General features: G+C 65.7%; 13 protein-coding genes. 2 read left to right on the forward strand and 11 right to left on the reverse strand.

The genetic code is table 11. From position 1 onward, the window contains the following. Positions 1–130: 130 nt before the first annotated feature. From infB to rimP, 4 genes are read right to left on the reverse strand one after another with little or no spacing between them, the layout of a single operon-like run. Positions 131–2,791 (reverse strand): translation initiation factor IF-2, encoded by a 2,661-nt coding sequence (gene infB, locus QNA11_RS11890; protein WP_283483207.1) that lies wholly within the window; start codon positions 2,789–2,791, stop codon positions 131–133. After that, positions 2,784–3,533 (reverse strand): RNA-binding protein, encoded by a 750-nt coding sequence (locus QNA11_RS11895; RefSeq protein WP_283483208.1) that lies wholly within the window; start codon positions 3,531–3,533, stop codon positions 2,784–2,786. The genes infB and QNA11_RS11895 overlap by 8 nt, the downstream gene beginning before the upstream one ends. A 5-nt stretch (positions 3,534–3,538) precedes the next feature. After that, entirely contained in the window at positions 3,539–5,143 is a 1,605-nt protein-coding gene (gene nusA / locus QNA11_RS11900) for a transcription termination factor NusA (RefSeq protein ID WP_283483209.1), read from the reverse strand. A gap of 2 nt (positions 5,144–5,145) precedes the next feature. After that, positions 5,146–5,916, reverse strand: a complete 771-nt coding sequence (gene rimP, locus QNA11_RS11905) for a ribosome maturation factor RimP (RefSeq protein WP_283483210.1) — start codon at positions 5,914–5,916, stop codon at positions 5,146–5,148. Between the two features lie 276 nt (positions 5,917–6,192). On the opposite strand from rimP, the gene QNA11_RS11910 reads away from it, so the two are divergent. Together QNA11_RS11910 and QNA11_RS11915 are read left to right on the forward strand one after the other, a co-directional pair. Then, complete coding sequence (locus QNA11_RS11910) at positions 6,193–6,612, forward strand: ribbon-helix-helix domain-containing protein (RefSeq protein ID WP_283483211.1); 420 nt, start codon at positions 6,193–6,195, stop codon at positions 6,610–6,612. A gap of 30 nt (positions 6,613–6,642) precedes the next feature. Then, positions 6,643–7,815 carry an extracellular catalytic domain type 1 short-chain-length polyhydroxyalkanoate depolymerase gene (locus QNA11_RS11915; RefSeq protein ID WP_283483212.1) on the forward strand — a complete coding sequence of 391 codons (1,173 nt, stop codon included), beginning with the start codon at positions 6,643–6,645 and terminating at the stop codon, positions 7,813–7,815. A gap of 239 nt (positions 7,816–8,054) precedes the next feature. Here QNA11_RS11915 and QNA11_RS11920 read toward each other — a convergent pair whose 3' ends face one another. The 7 genes from QNA11_RS11920 to QNA11_RS11950 form a co-directional block, all read right to left on the reverse strand. Beyond that, entirely contained in the window at positions 8,055–9,095 is a 1,041-nt protein-coding gene (locus QNA11_RS11920; RefSeq protein ID WP_283483213.1) for a linear amide C-N hydrolase, read from the reverse strand. A 36-nt stretch (positions 9,096–9,131) separates the two neighbouring features. Continuing rightward, complete coding sequence (locus QNA11_RS11925; RefSeq protein WP_283483214.1) at positions 9,132–9,806, reverse strand: 4'-phosphopantetheinyl transferase family protein; 675 nt, start codon at positions 9,804–9,806, stop codon at positions 9,132–9,134. After that, positions 9,807–10,856: an NAD(P)/FAD-dependent oxidoreductase gene (locus tag QNA11_RS11930; RefSeq protein ID WP_202073985.1), complete on the reverse strand. Its 1,050-nt coding sequence runs from the start codon at positions 10,854–10,856 to the stop codon at positions 9,807–9,809. Positions 10,857–11,153: 297 nt separating this feature from the next. Continuing rightward, positions 11,154–11,543, reverse strand: a complete 390-nt coding sequence (locus QNA11_RS11935) for a 2Fe-2S iron-sulfur cluster-binding protein (protein WP_210340712.1) — start codon at positions 11,541–11,543, stop codon at positions 11,154–11,156. 248 nt (positions 11,544–11,791) lie between these two features. Next, a complete protein-coding gene (locus QNA11_RS11940) occupies positions 11,792–12,340 on the reverse strand; it encodes an ABC-type transport auxiliary lipoprotein family protein (RefSeq protein ID WP_283483215.1) in 549 nt (182 codons plus the stop codon). Between the two features lie 372 nt (positions 12,341–12,712). Continuing rightward, entirely contained in the window at positions 12,713–13,603 is an 891-nt protein-coding gene (locus QNA11_RS11945; RefSeq protein WP_283483216.1) for an MlaD family protein, read from the reverse strand. 8 nt (positions 13,604–13,611) lie between these two features. Then, the gene (locus tag QNA11_RS11950) at positions 13,612–14,418 is read right to left on the reverse strand and encodes an ABC transporter ATP-binding protein (protein ID WP_202073987.1); all 807 of its coding nucleotides are present in this window, start codon (positions 14,416–14,418) and stop codon (positions 13,612–13,614) included. Positions 14,419–14,422 lie beyond the last annotated feature (4 nt).

Raw genomic sequence — 14,422 nt, forward strand, 5'->3', positions numbered from 1 at the left:
CAATGTCGCTTGGCGAACGCCGTTACGAGCGAAGCGAAGCAATCCAGAAAAGCGCCATTGGCTCTGGATTGCTTCGTCGCTTTGCTCCCCGCAATAACGCGAAGGCGCGGGCGTTCTCGGAGCGGCCCTGTTACAGCGTCCGCTTGATTTCCTCGACGCGGTAGCACTCGATGACGTCGCCGGCGCGCATGTCCTGGTAGTTCTCGAAGGCCATGCCGCACTCCTGGCCGGCGTCGACCTCCTTGACCTCGTCCTTGAAGCGCTTGAGCGTCGACAGCTTGCCCTCGTGCACCACGACATTGTCGCGGATGAGGCGCACGCTGGCGCCGCGCTCGACCCTGCCGTCGGTGACGCGGCAGCCCGCGACCTTGCCGACCTTCGAAATGTCGAACACTTCGAGGATCTGCGCATTGCCCAGCATCGTCTCGCGCAACGTCGGCGAGAGCAGGCCCGACATCGCCGCCTTCACGTCATCCACGAGGTTGTAGATGATGTTGTAATAGCGGATCTCGATGCCGGCGCGTTCGGCCGCTTCGCGCGCTTCCTTGTGGGCGCGCACGTTGAAGCCGATGACCGCGGCGTTCGACGCCTCGGCGAGCGCAATATCCGATTCGGAGATGCCGCCGACGCCCACATGCACAAGGCGCGCGCCGACCTCATCCGTGCCGAGCTTCTCCAGCGCGGCGGCGATGGCTTCCACCGAGCCCTGAACGTCGCCCTTGATGACGAGGGGGAATTCCTTGCGGCCCGCCGTCTTGAGCTGGTTCATCATATCGGAGAGCGAGCCGCGCGCCGTGCCGCCGCGGGCGGCGAGCTTGTCGCGCTTCATGCGCTCGCGATACTCGGTGATCTCGCGGGCGCGCGCTTCCGACTCGACAACCGCGACGCGGTCGCCAGCCTCGGGCGTGCCGTTGAAGCCGAGAATCTCCACCGGGAAGGACGGGCCAGCTTCCTGGCGCGTGGCGCCCTTGTCGTCGAGCAGGGCGCGGACGCGGCCCCATTGCGTGCCGGCGACGATGATGTCGCCCACATGCAGCGTGCCGCGCTGGACCAGCATGGTCGCGACCGGGCCGCGGCCCTTGTCGAGACGCGCCTCGATCACCGTGCCCTCGGCCGCGCGATCGGCGTTGGCCTTAAGGTCGAGCACCTCCGCCTGTAGCGCAATGGCCTCGAGCAGCTTGTCGAGATTGGTCTTCTGCTTGGCGGAGACTTCGATTTCGAGCGTCTCGCCGCCCATGCTTTCGACCTGCACCTCATACTGCAGAAGCTCGGTGCGCACGCGCTCGGGCTTGGCGTCCGGCTTGTCGACCTTGTTGATCGCGACGATCAGCGGAACGCCCGCGGCGCGGGCGTGATTGATGGCTTCGATCGTCTGCGGCATGACGCCGTCATCGGCCGCGACGACGAGCACGACAATGTCCGTCACCTTGGCGCCGCGGGCGCGCATGGCGGTGAAGGCGGCGTGGCCGGGCGTGTCGATGAAGGTGATCGGCTGGCCGCCGGGCGAGGTCACCTGATAGGCGCCGATATGCTGCGTGATGCCGCCGGCTTCGCCCGCAACCACATTGGCCTGACGGATCGCGTCGAGCAGCGAGGTCTTGCCGTGGTCGACGTGGCCCATGATGGTGACGACCGGCGGGCGCGACTCGAGGTCGGCCTCGGCGTCGGGCGTGTCGAACAGGCCCTCCTCGACGTCCGACTCGGCGACGCGCTTGACGGTGTGACCCATCTCCTCGGCGACGAGCTGCGCGGTGTCGGCGTCGATCACATCGGTGATCTTGTGCATCTCGCCCTGCTTCATCAGCAGGCGGATGACGTCGACGGCGCGCTCCGACATACGGTTGGCGAGTTCCTGGATGGTGATCGTCTCGGGGAGGATCACCTCGCGCAGCACCTTTTCCTTCTGCTCGACCTGGCCGCGGAACAGACGCTGCTGACGCCGTTTGAACGAGGCGACGGAACGCGTGCGCTCCTCATCCGTTCCCGCGGTGGCGGTCGAGACGGTCAGACGGCCGCGATCCTTCATCGCGCCGCCGCGCGAGGGCGCGGGACGGGGCGGCGTCGGCGGCGTGAAACCGCCAACGGTGCGGGCGGGCGGACGGCGGATCGTCGTCGTCTCGACCTGGCCCGGCTGACCCGGTCGGGCGGCAGGCGCCGCAGGCCTTCCGGCCGGCGCGGCGGCTCTCGGCGCGGGCGCGGCCGGCCTCGAGGGCGCGGCGGCGGGCGCGGTCACGGCGTGCTGCTGGTCCTGCGGCAGGCGACGGCGGGCCTCGTCCTCGGCCTTGCGCTTGGCTTCCGCCTCACGAGCGAGGCGCTCTTCCTCTTCACGCTTGCGCGCTTCGGCGGCGGTGCGTTCGGCGCGTTCGCGCTCCTCGCGCTCGGCGCGCGCCTTGGCTTCGACCTCGGCGCGGCGGCGCTCCTCCTCTTCGCGCGAGCGGGCGTCGACCAGCGCGCGGGCGCGAGCCTCGCGCTCCTCATCGGTCAGCGCACGCAGCACCATGCCGGCGGCGCCGCCACGCGGCGGCGACGGACGCTCCTGCCGCGGCGGCGGAGCGGAGGGTTTCGGGGCGGCAGGCGGGGGCGGCGCGGCAGGCGCAGCCGCCGCCGGCTTTTGCGGCTCGGGATGGCCCGGCGCGCGGCGCTTCACCTTCTCGACCACGACCACTTTCGAGCGGCCATGGGAGAAGCTCTGGCGCACCATGCCCTGGTCCCCGGCCGGCCGCTGCTTCAGGTGCAACGTCTTCGACGGCGCGACAGTCAGGGTCTTGTCGCTATTCTCGCTCTCACTCATCCAGCTTCCGATCCTCGGCCGCTTCCGACCCGCTTTTTTCCACAGTCTCGTCCGGCCGCTCGCCAGCGTCCGGTTGTTCATCCCGCATCATCTGCGCCGCGAGGGGCGCGCCGTCCAGCGTCATGCCCCTATAAGCCGCCAGCCGACGGCACCGCGAAAGAAAACTCGTGCCCGGTCCGCCAGAGGCGACCGCTGCATGTATCACATTTGTGCGACCTAAAGCCAAATCCAATTGGCTCGACGTAAATAAGCCTATGATCGGTGGAACGCCATCGTTTTCCCGATTCGTCGCGACCTCGCCCCGGCGCGCGCTTTGACGCAGCTTGCGCTTGCCGTCGGCGCCGCCGTCGCGCGCCTCGAGGAGCGCGCCGACGACGCCCTTCTCGAGCAAATCCGCGACCTTGTTGAAACCCGCCGTCACCGCGCCCGCCTTGTTGGCGAGCGCCAGCATCTGCAGGCAATCAGCTTCGAGCAGGCGATCGACGTCCTCCGCGAGTTGCGGCGGGGTTTCCACCTGCTCCTTGAGGCTGCGCGCGAACATGCGCTTCTTCGCCGCCTCGGCGACGAGCGCGGCGCACGCGCCGACCCACACCCCCCGGCCCGGCAGGCGCGCGCGAATGTCCGGCGCAATGACCCCATCGGGCCCGCGCACGAAGCGGATCATCGCCTCCGGCGGCTCGCGCCGCCGCGTGACGATGCAGGTCCGCTCGGACTCGCGCTCTTCTTTCGCCAAGGCCGTCACCGTGCTTATTCGCCCTCCGCCTCAGCCGCCTCGGTCGCCTCGCCGGCGTCGACAGCTTCCTGGGGCTGCTCGATCCAGCCGGCGCGCACGCGCGCGGTCATGATCATCGCCTCCGCCTCTTCGCGCGACAGATCGATGCCCGTGAAGAAGCCGTCGTGCTTCTTGGTCTCGCCGTCCTTCTTCTCGGTCCAGCCGACAAGATCGTCGGGCACGCAACCCGCGAAATCTTCCATCGTCTTCACGTCGTTCTCGCCGAGCCTGACCAGCATCGCGGTGGTCATGCCGTCGATCTCGCGCAATTCGTCGGAGACGCCCATTTCCTTGCGGCGGTTCTCGTTTTCCTGCTCCACGCGCTCGAGATAATTGCGCGCGCGCATCTGAATTTCGCCCGCCGTCTCCTCGTCGAAACCCTCGATCGAGGCGAGTTCGGGAAGCTCGACGAAAGCCAGCTCCTCGACCGAGCGGAAGCCTTCCGACGCCAGCAGCCGGCCGACAACCTCGTCGACGTCGATCGCCGACATGAAGACCCGCGTGCGCTCCTCGAATTCTCGCTGGCGACGCTCGGATTCTTCGGCCTCGGTCATGATGTCGATGTCCCAGCCGGTGAGCTGCGAGGCGAGACGCACATTCTGGCCGCGGCGGCCGATGGCCAGAGACAATTGGTCATCCGGCACGACGACTTCGATGCGCGACGAATCTTCGTCGAGAACCACCTTCACCACTTCCGCCGGCTGCAGCGCATTGACGATGAAAGTGGCGGCGTCCGCCGACCAAGGGATAATGTCGATGCGCTCGCCCTGCAGCTCCTGCACCACCGCCTGCACGCGCGAGCCGCGCATGCCGACGCAGGCGCCGACCGGATCGATCGACGAATCGCGCGACACCACGGCGATCTTGGCGCGCGAGCCCGGATCGCGGGCGACCGACTTCACCTCGATCACGCCGTCGTAGATCTCCGGCACTTCCTGCTTGAAGAGCTTCGCCATGAATTGCGGATGGGTGCGCGACAGGAAAATCTGCGGGCCGCGCTGCTCGCGCCGCACGTCGTAGACATAGGCGCGCACGCGGTCGCCGGGGCGGAACATTTCGCGCGGGATCATCTCGTCGCGGCGGATGATGCCTTCGCCGCGGCCGAGATCGATGATCACATTGCCATATTCGACGCGCTTGACGACGCCGCTCACGATCTCGCCGATGCGGTCCTTATATTCCTCATATTGGCGATCGCGCTCGGCCTCGCGCACCTTCTGCACGATGATCTGCTTCGCCGATTGCGCGGCGATGCGGCCGAAGTCGAAGGGCGGCAGCGTCTCGGAAATCCAGTCTCCGGTCTGCGCCGCCGGATTGCGCTTCCGAGCGTCCTCGATCGAAATCTGCGTGGCGTCGTTCTCGACCTTGTCGACGACGAGCAGCAGGCGCGAGAAGCGCACTTCGCCAGTGCGCGGATTGATCTCCGCGCGCACCTCGGTCTCCTGGCCATAGCGCGAACGCGCCGCCTTTTGCAGCGCATCCTCCATCGAGGCGATGACGATCGTGCGATCGATCGACTTCTCGCGCGCGACGGCGTCGGCAATCTGCAAAATCTCGAGTCGGTTGGCGCTGACGGCCATTATCAATCTCCCTCGGAGCGGGCGGCGCGAGGCTTTGCGGGCCCCGGACCTTTCTTGAATTGCGTTTGCACGCCGGCCGGAACCAGCGGCTTGGGCTTGTTCTTCTGCGGGCTGCGGAAACGGCCCGGCCCGCGGCGCGGGCGCTCGTCCTCCGGCTCTTGCGGCGCGCCGTCTTCTTCCTCGCCCGCCTGCTGAAGCTTGCCGGCGCGCAACGATTCGCGGATCAGCGCCTCGGTGAGCATCAGCTTGCCCTCGTCGAGATCGGCGAGCGGCACGGTGACGAGCTTCTCCTCGTCGGAACGCGCGTCGGTGCGCTCGATCGCCAGTTTGACGCCGCGACCCTCGCCCTCAACACCCTTGATGATCCCGCGAAAGCGCTTGCGCCCGGATTCCACCGGATGCGTCAGTTCGACGCGCGCCTCATAGCCGATGGCGCGGAGAAAATCGGAGATGCGCACCAGCGGCCGGTCGACGCCGGGCGAGGAAACTTCGAGCCGATATTCATTGGCGATGACGTCGGCGACGTCGAGCTCGGGCGAAAGCGCCTGGCTCGCCGCCTCGCAATCGTCGATGGTCATGAGGCCGTCGGGCCGCTCGGCCATGATCTGCAGCGTCTGGCCGTTCTGCTGCATCAGCTTGACGCGCACGAGCCGGAAGCCGAGCTGCGCCAGCACCGGCTCGGCGACATGCGCCACGCGCGCGGCGACGCCGGTCTCAGAGACGAGACGGGGCTCGTCGAGCGGAGCGTCGATGGGAGCGGCGTTTTGCGTCAAGCGTGTCTGGTCCTGTCTGTTGAGTCCGCCAATGCGAAAAGAGCGGGTCCCGGCGGAGGGCCCACTCTCAACGGCGACCATTCGAGGATGATCGTTATGAGAAGGAAGTGGGGAGCTTATATACCGAAGGGGTGGGGGGAGGCAAGGAAAAGAGCGGATGGATAATGTCTTTCGTTGACTTGCGGCTCGGCCGAAGGGGCGCGGTTTAGCCAACTGCGGCGCTTGAAAGAGACTGGACGCCATCCACATACCATCCATCAGGATGGCGGAGGGTGGATGATGGCGGAAATTCACAGACTGCGCGACAGAGCCAGCGACACCGAAAAAATCACCGTGAACGTCGGATATGTCGATCTCGGCCATATCGACCTTCTGGTGCGCGAAGGTTTCTATTCGAACCGCACCGACTTCATCCGCACGGCAATCCGCAATCAGCTCGCCACCCATTCGGACGCGATAAAGCAGTCGATCGTCCGCAACATGCTGGAGCTCGGCCTGCGGCATTTCAGTCGCACGGAGCTGGAGGCCGTGAAGGCCGCCGGCCGCATGCTTCGCATACAAGTCCTGGGACTCGCCACGATCGCCGATGACGTCACGCCCGAATTGGCGCGCGACACGATCGAATCGATCACCGTTCTCGGGGCGCTTCAAGCAAGCCCACCGGTAAAAGAGGCGCTTTCAGACCGGATCGGCTGACCGCTACCCCTTCCCTGCAGGAGACTCTCAATGGGATCGTTCCTCGGCGACACGATGAAAAAGGCTATGCGGTTGGTCCGTGACCAGTCGCCCGCGGAAGCGACTCGCATGCTGTTGCACGGCCTCACGGGGGAGCCCCCGCTCCCCGCCACTCAGCCTGCGCGGCAAGAGCCGGCCCCTCGATCCGCGCCGAGGATCGAACCGCCGGTCGACGCCGCGCCAGGCGGCGCGACTTTCGCGCGGGGCTTGCGCATGCCGCTCGGGGAGACTTTGGAGCGCCTGCGCAGCGGCGACCTTCCAAACCTCGGCCTCGGGGCGGAGGCCCTCGCGAAGCTCGGCAAACGGCCGCGTGTGCATGTGCCGGACGGCGCGTCCTATCTGTCGCGCACATTCGCCTGTCAGGCGGGAACCCGGCCTTACAAGGTCTACGTCCCGAGCAAGATGCGCGGCGGAGCGCCATTGGTCGTGATGCTGCATGGGTGCACGCAGAACTCGGACGATTTCGCGGTTGGAACCCGTATGAACAGTCTCGCCGAAGAGCATGGTTTTGTCGTCGCCTATCCCGAGCAGCCCATGACCGCCAATCAGCTCGGCTGCTGGAACTGGTTCAACCAGCAACATCAGATCCGTGGTTCGGGGGAGCCGAGCATTATCGCCGGCCTCACCCGCGCCTTGATCTTAGAAATGGGCGTCGACCACGAACGCGTCTTCGTTGCGGGCCTCTCCGCCGGCGGCGCGATGGCCGAGGTCATGAGCGTGACCTATCCCGACCTCTATGCCGGGGCAGGCATCCACTCCGGGCTGGCCTATGGCGTTGCGAGCGATCAAGCCTCCGCCTTCGTCGCGATGAGCGGCAAATTCGCCCAGCACGGCGGGCGGCAAGCCAGGGACCGCGCGCGCACCATCATTTTCCACGGCGCTTCTGACCGTAAGGTCCATCCGACGAATGCAGAACGCATTCTCGCGGAAGCGCAGGCCGGCGTCTCCCGTGGTCATCAGGAAACATTACGGCGGGGGGTGGCGAACGGGCTTGAATATAATCACACGGTTGTCGCCGACGTGAACGGCCTTCCGCAGCTTGAGTATTGGGCCATCGAGGGGTTGGGCCATGCGTGGTCAGGGGGCGCGCCCGAAGGCTCGCATACTGAGCAACGCGGGCCTAATGCGTCGCGCGAGATGGTTCGGTTCTTTCTGGAGCGGTGAGCAGCGCTCTCGAAACCGATGAGGCGCTCGACAGGTTATCCACTCGATTGGTCCGCGTCACTCCCGACGCTTGCACCCGTCATTGCGAGGAGGCGGAGCCGACGAAGCAATCCAGGGCCGCATCGCTGCCCTGGATTGCTTCGCTTTGCTCGCAATGACGGGCTCTGAACAAAAACCAGCGCTATTGCGGCTCTGGATTCCCGGTCGGGCCTTCGGCCCGCCGGGAATGACAGCGCCCCTCACTTCGCCAAAAACTTGAACGCCTCCGCCTCCGCAAACTTCACCGAAACCTCCCCCGACAAAATCGGCTTGCCGCTCAAATCGAGCTTCATGGGCTTTGCGCCCGGCTCCAATTTCAGCTTGTCGACGTCCACCCAAAAGATCGAGGGGCTGTAGGCGCTTTCGAAATAATAACGCTTGGCCGCCGTGTCGGAGACCGTGCGCCAGATGGTCGAGGCGATGTTCGGATGCTCCTTGTCTGAAATACTCAGCGGCACGGAGATCGCGCGGATCAGCGAGAAGGTTGTGGCGGTGGCGAGCCGCGGGTCCTTCTCCTTGGCGGCGGCGTTCAGATTCCAGCTCACGCGCGCGAAACGGTCGGCGGAGCGGGCCGTGCCGGGCAGGAATTTCTCGCCGTCGACGTCCTTCCAATAAGACTCGATCGCGAGCTGCTGGTCGAAACTCGGCGAATTGGTCATCACGCGATATTGCGCGCCGTGGTGGATGACGAGCTTGCCGCCGAGATACTCAAAGATCGCGCTGTCGCCCGAGGCGTCGGCGAGGGAGAGATGGGCGCCCGCCTTATTGCCGTCCGGCAGGTCCGGCGCGACGAGGACGAAGGGCTCCTTTTGCAGCGCCGCCACGGCCTCCACGACCGAGCCGAAATTGTCGAGCGCATATTGCCCCCAGGCGCCGATGGAGAGCTTCGGCTTCTTCGACTTGGCGGCGTCGCCATAATCGGCCTCGACGAGATAGAGCACATTGGCGACGAGGCCCGCGTCGTTCATGCCGTCGACTGTCGCGAGATTATAGAAGGAGCTGATGACCGAGCCGTGCTTGGCGGTCCATTTGATCGACCCCTGCCCCACGCCGCCGTCGCGCGCCATGCCCTTGGGGAAGGACCAGAGATCGGTTCCGGGGTCGACCATCCAATCCATGGAGCGGCCGATCTGGTAGGATTTGGTCCCGGTCTCGTAAAGGATGCGCGTGCAGGCCTTGGCGGAGAGGCCGGAAAAAGCGAAGGCTGAGATGAGGCACAGGCTGAAAAGGGCTTTCTTCATCGCGTGATCCTCCATGAGGCAGGCACGCGCGCGAGCCTATGGCGAGAAGGTTAAGCCAACATCCACCATGCTAAAATCGGCGGTAATGGCGCCTTGCGCCGCAAGCGCGAAATGAAACGAGCCAAGCCGCCAATGGTCGGCGCTCCATACTTCGTCGCGCATTGTCACGCGCGGCGGATCGGGCGCGACGGCGAAACTGTCGAGCGCGCGGGAGAGCCCCTGGCCCGTGGCCTTCACCACCGCCTCTTTCAGCGTCCATACGGCAAAAAACATCTCGCGCCGCGCGTCGCCCTCGACAGCGCGCAGCAGCGCGACTTCCTGCGGCGCGAAGAAACGCTCCGCGAGCTTCATGCTTTCCGCGCGCCGATCCTCGGATTCGACGTCGACGCCGATCTCGAGGCCTTCGGTGACGGCGACCGCCACCATGCCGCGCGTGTGGGTGAGGCTGAAACGCAAGTCGCGGGGCGGATCGAGAAGGAAAGGCTTGCCGAGCGCCGTCGCCGCAAAGCGCCAATCGGACGGCGCGCGATCGGCGCGCCTGGAGAGTTCCGCCCGCAACAGCGCATGGGCGGCGATATAGGACTGCCGGTCTTCTTCAAAGGCAAAGCGCGCGGCGCGCGCGCGCTCTGCGTCATCGAGCAGTGCGGTGAGCGCTGGCCATTGCTCGGGCGCAACGCCCGAAATGTCCAGCGCCCGGACCGTGACGTCCACTTAGGAGACGCCGAGCTTCTTCTGCAGATTGGTCGACGACGTCGTGTATTGGAACAGCAGCTTCTTCTCGGGATAGATGTAGCGATGCGCCTTCTGAGCCGCGAGCGCGCCCTCGTGGAAGCCCGAGAGAATGAGCTTCAACTTGCCCGGATAGTAATTGATGTCGCCGACGGCGAAGATGCCGGGGTGGCTCGTCTCGAATTTCTCGGTGTCGACCGGGATGAGATTCTCGTTGAGCTGCAGGCCCCATTCGGCGACCGGGCCGAGCTTCATCGTCAGGCCGAAGAAGGGCATGAGACGCTGGCAGGGGAGCTTCAATTCGCTTCCGTCATTGCCCTTCAAAAGCGCGGTAGACAGCTCGCCGTCAGCGCCCTCGACCGTCGTGATCTGCCCGAGCTTGAAGGAAATCTTGCCGGCCGCGACCAGCTCCTGCATGGCCGAGACCGAATGCGGCGCGGCGCGGAAGGCGTCGCGGCGATGCACCAGCGTCAGGCTCTTGGCGATCGGCTGCAGGTTCAGCGTCCAGTCCAGCGCCGAATCGCCGCCGCCGACGATGACGACGTCCTTGTCGCGGAAGTCCTCCATGCGGCGGACGGCATAGAAGACCGACTTGCCCTCATATTGCTCGATCGTGGGGATCGGCGGCTTCTTGGGCTGGAACGAGCCGCCGCCGGCCGCAACGATGACGACCTTGGCGAGGAAAACCTTGCCGGCGTCGGTGGTGAGGCGGAAGGCCGGCTTCTCAGGCGTGCCGAGCGAGGTGAGCGTCTCGACCATCTCGTTGAAATGGAAGGTCGGATGGAAGGGCTCGATCTGCTTGAGCAGATTATCCGTCAGGCCCTGGCCGGTGATCTCCGGCAGGCCCGGAATGTCATAGATCGGCTTCTCGGGATAAAGCTCCGAGCACTGGCCGCCGGCGCGCGGCAGAATGTCGATGACATGGCATTTGATGTCCAGGAGGCCCAGTTCGAACACCGCGAAAAGCCCGGCCGGGCCGGCGCCGACGATAACGACATCGGTTTCGATCGCGGCTTCGTTGACCTGGTTCATGTGTCAAATCCTCACATCAATGGCGGCGCGCATCGCCGCACGCTGGGACGGCGGATGGGCGAATACCCGCTCTCGGGTCGGAAACGGCCTGGCGAAGAAACCGGGGAGGATTTTCGAACGCGGCCAGCCGACCGGCGGATGAGCCATCCGCCGCCGCTCGCGTTCGTCTATAGCATTCGCCGCAAGATGCAACGCTAAACCGCGGCGCGGGGGGCGCCGCAATGGACCGCGCGCCCTCAGGCGCGCATTTTTAAGCGAGCCTGAAGGCTCGCGGTCCATTCCGGCGGTCCTTTTTTATCAGCCCTGCTGGGCGGGGGTCGTCACCACGAGCCCGTCGAGTTCCGGGCGCACGGTGATCTGGCAGCACAGGCGGGAATTCGGCTTTACGTCGAAGGCGAAGTCGAGCATGTCCTCTTCCATCTGCGAGGGCTTGCCGGCCTTTTCGACCCATTTCTCGTCGACATAGACATGGCAGGTGGCGCAGGCGCAGGCGCCGCCGCATTCTGCTGCGATCTCCGGGATGTCGTTGCGGCGGGCCGTCTCCATCACGGTGGAGCCGACCTCGCCCTCGACCGTGCGGGGCTGGCCGTTGGAGTCGACGAAGGTGATCTTGACCTTGGTCGGCGCGCCGCCGCCCGGTTCGGCGCCGTAGCGTGTCGCTGTGTCGTCGAAGCTCATCTTCACCATGACGCCCGTCTTCCCTGTGCGCAGTCAACGCCGAGGTTTCGCCAAACACCGCGCCCCCGAACGCATTCCGCCGTTCGGCCGCGCCGAACGCTCGATTTTTGCTGCGTTCGATTAGCATCGGCCCGTTTGTCGCGCTAGCCCCCAACAAGACTTCCGCGCATTTCCCAGGCGCCCCGCCGCGCGCCTTTTGGCCAAGAGAGTCCGACTCCCGCCGCAGCCTCTCCCGAGAGCGCATTCCGCAAAGCGCGCTAGCGCCCGCGCGCCCAATCGGCCGTCTGGGCGAAGACCTGCGCCGCCGCCTGGGCAAGCGCGCGAACGGCGTCCGGCCCGATCGTTTCCGGCGTCGGCGCTTCGGCGGCGAAGCTGCGCCCCGCGCGCGTTGCGCCGCTGCTTTCGTCGACGATATAGGCGGCGATCTCCACGACAGCGACGTTGCGCGCCGCGTCGATCTCGAATCGCCGAATATCGGTCGCGAGCGCCCGGTTGCTTCCGTAGCCGATCCACGAAGCGGCGACGCCGCGGCGCTGCAGGGCCTCGATCATGCGCGCGCGCAGGAGACGCGGCAGAGGCTCCGACCATTGCGCGTCGGGCAGCAGAGCGACGCTGCCATCGGGAGCGCGCACGACCACGCGCGGGGAGCTCGTCGGCGGCGTCGCGGTCGGCTCTCGGACCGCGAGAACAGGGCCGGCGGTCGCGACCGACACGGGGGGCGGCGCCACGGCGAGATCGAATGTTTCGCGCGGGGCCTGGACGCAGCCGGCGACAAGAAAGGCAAGGCCGGCGATAGACCCGCGCAATCTCGGCCTCGTGAAAATGCTCTCTCGCCCCATGCCTGGACGCCGCCCCTTCGCCTACCCGCCCGAGCCCGCGCGGCTTTGGCTTATCTAGCGCCGCCGAGCGAAGAAGACAAAGCCGCGCTTGGAGTGCGTTCCGCGAAAGTTGGTAGAGTTTTGCGGAAAGAAGCGTTCCGTTTGAACAGCCTGCATGGGGGCTCGGTCAACGAGATCCGCTCGATTGGTTCAGCCCCATCCCCGACGCTCGCGCGGTTCGGAAATTACCGCCGTCATTGCGAGGAGGCGGAGCCGACGAAGCGATCCAGGACCACATCGCTGCCATGGATTGCTTCGCGTTGCTCGCAATGACGGGCTCTGGGCGAAACCGATTCAGCTTCAGCGCGCGCGATAGTCAGGCGTCGCCTGCGACGGACCCCAGATGAATTGCGAGGGGTCGCGTTCGATGGACTTGATCGCCTGGTCGAGCGTGTCGATCGCTTTACGGGCGTCGACCGCGAGCTGCTCATATTGCTTGAGGCCATTCGTCGAGAAATTTTTGATATTGGTCGAAGCGCTGGCGACGTTGCCCGTAATCGCCTTGAGCTGCTTGGGGTCGAGCGCCTTCAGCGTCTGCTCGCCCGCCGCCAGGAAGCGGTCGAGCCGCGCCGCGACGGGCTTCAACGAATGAGCGGCGTCGGCGGCGTCCTTGATGAAGGCCGAGATTTGGTCGGAGTTGTCCGAGAGGGTCTTGGTGAAAGCTTCCGCGTTTTTCAGCGTGCCCCGGATCGTGTCCTTGTTGTCGTCGAGAAGCGCGTCGAGCTTCACGATCAGCGCGGCGGCCTTGGTCGATAGCGACTGCACGTTTTCGGAGCGCTCGGCCTGAATCTGGGGGTAGCGACGCCCCTCCTCCGCGACGAGATCGGGCGCGCCGGGCGTGCCGCCGACCAGCAGCACGTCGGCGACGCCTGTGAAGCCGCGCGTCTCCAGCCGGGCGCGCGTATTGGCTTTCACCGGCGTGTGCTCGTCGATCTTCACCAGAACGTCGACCTTGCTGGGATCATTGTCGGAAATGGCGATGTGGGTGACCTCGCCGACCTTCACGCCGTTGAACAGCACGGAAGACCCGCGCGAGAGGCCGGAAACGGACCCCTCGAAGACGATCTGATAGGCGTCCTGCTTTCCGACCTGGCTCGGCCCGGAAAACCAGAAGACGAAACAGAAGGCCGCAAAAATCGTCGCCAGCGTGAAGGCGCCGATCAGGGCGTAATTGGCGCGGGTTTCCATCATCGTCCTCTTCAGTCGGGACCCTTCGCCGCGAATCGACCGCCGCGCGCCCCGTGAAAATAAGCCCTGAGCCAGGGATGATCCGATTCCAGCAGGGTGTCGAGCGGCCCCGCCGCAATCACTTTGCCATCGGCGAGCGCCGCGACCCGGTCGCAAATCGCGTAAAGACTGTCGAGATCATGGGTGACCATGAACACCGTCAGCCCGAGCGTTTTCTGCAGCGTCCCAATTAGTTCGTCAAATTCCGCCGCGCCGATCGGATCGAGGCCGGATGTCGGCTCATCGAGGAAAACGAGTTCGGGGTCGAGCGCCAATGCGCGGGCCAGCGCCGCGCGCTTGACCATGCCGCCCGATAATTCCGACGGAAATTTGTCGGCCGCGTCGGGTTTCAGCCCCACAAGGTCGAGCTTGAGCATGGCGAGCTCATCCATCAGCCGGGGCGAGAGATCGCGGGTCTCGCGCATCGGCATCTGGATGTTCTGCTTCACGGTGAGGCCGGAAAACAGCGCGCCGTTCTGGAACAGAACGCCCCAGCGCTGCTCGAGCGCCCGCCTTTCAGCCGGCGCCAGCGCGTCGCGATCCCTGCCGAAAATGCGGATGGAGCCGCCACGAGTCGGAACGAGGCCCAAAATCGCGCGGGTCAGCACGGATTTGCCCTGCCCCGAACCGCCGACGAAGCCGAGCACCTCGCCGCGATAGACGTCGAGATCGAGCCCCTTCATCACCACCTTGTCGCCGAAGCCGACGATGAGGTCGCGCACGCTGATGATGACGTCGGCTGTCGCTCCGCCCGGGCCATTGTTGTCGAAAAAGCTCATAGAG

The sequence above is a fragment of the Methylocystis sp. JR02 genome (assembly GCF_030063565.1).
In the GTDB taxonomy this organism is placed as follows: Bacteria; Pseudomonadota; Alphaproteobacteria; order Rhizobiales; family Beijerinckiaceae; genus Methylocystis; species Methylocystis iwaonis.